At 43.9% G+C, this 950-nt stretch carries 2 protein-coding genes; both read left to right on the top strand.

Annotated elements, in window-relative coordinates; translation table 11 throughout:
* On the top strand, nt 1-328 hold a 328-nt coding region (locus tag A3739_RS20505; protein WP_197472468.1), incomplete at its 5' end, for a thiamine pyrophosphate-dependent enzyme.
* A complete protein-coding gene (locus tag A3739_RS20500) occupies nt 294-638 on the top strand; it encodes a carboxymuconolactone decarboxylase family protein (RefSeq protein WP_068477539.1) in 345 nt (114 codons plus the stop codon). The genes A3739_RS20505 and A3739_RS20500, both read left to right, overlap by 35 nt.
* Nucleotides 639-950 lie beyond the last annotated feature (312 nt).

Below are 950 nucleotides of genomic sequence, written 5' to 3'. Positions count from 1 at the left end.
ACTACGGACAGAAGGGTTTACGGAAGAGGCGGGCGCTTTAACCGATATCGTTGATCATGATTGGGCAGGGTTTGCGCAATCTTTGGGCGTAAAAGGCATATCTGTCTCAGATCCGCATCAATTATCTGCTGTGTATGACGAAGCTATGCAGGCAGCGGGGCCTGTGCTGATTGACGTGAAATGCGGATTGTATCCAACACCGACGAAGGTATTTGATGAAACGTTTATGGAAGAATTTAATCGTTATATCGGTCGAGATAGCCGCACGCAAAAACTATTAGAAGAAGTGAATTATGACAGCTCAAAATCAGAACCTTCATTCAACTGAAGATCGTCGCGATGTGATCGCAAAACTTGAAGAACTTGCGCCAGACTTTGTGGGTATGATTTCCGACTTTGCTTTGGGCAAAGTCTATGACCGCCCTGTATTGGATGATCAGCTGAAAGAGGTTGTTGCGATTACAGCTTTAATTAGTTTGGGATCAGAGCGTTTGCAAGGTCATTTGGAGTCGGCATTGGCCAAAGGTTTTAGTAAAGAACAATTAACCGAAGTGATTATGCTCTCGAGTATTTATATTGGATTTCCGCGCGCGATCGACGCCATGCTTGTGTTGCACTCACTCACCGATGAAGCCTAATAGCCAATACTTAAGACCTGATAGCTAATATCTTAAAGCAATACCTGATAAACAGTGCCTAATGCAAAGTTGCTCATCCCTGAGTGTGTAAATTCTCGGGTCGCTTGATACGTATCAACACTATAAAAATGCTCCTCGCATACAGTACTATGACTTGAGTCATGACGACGAAGAAAAATAAATCGAGGAGCGAGCCATGCCAATACATCATAACCAGGTCGAAGCCTGCGTCGACGATGTGATTTCTTCATTAAACAGCAATATCGTGATGGGCATACCCTTAGGTATTGGAAAGCCTGTGCAGTTTGTGAA

This window comes from Oleiphilus sp. HI0067 (assembly GCF_001635735.1).
Note: the sequence above shows the minus strand (reverse complement) of the source record. Positions and strands in the feature narration are given on the sequence as shown.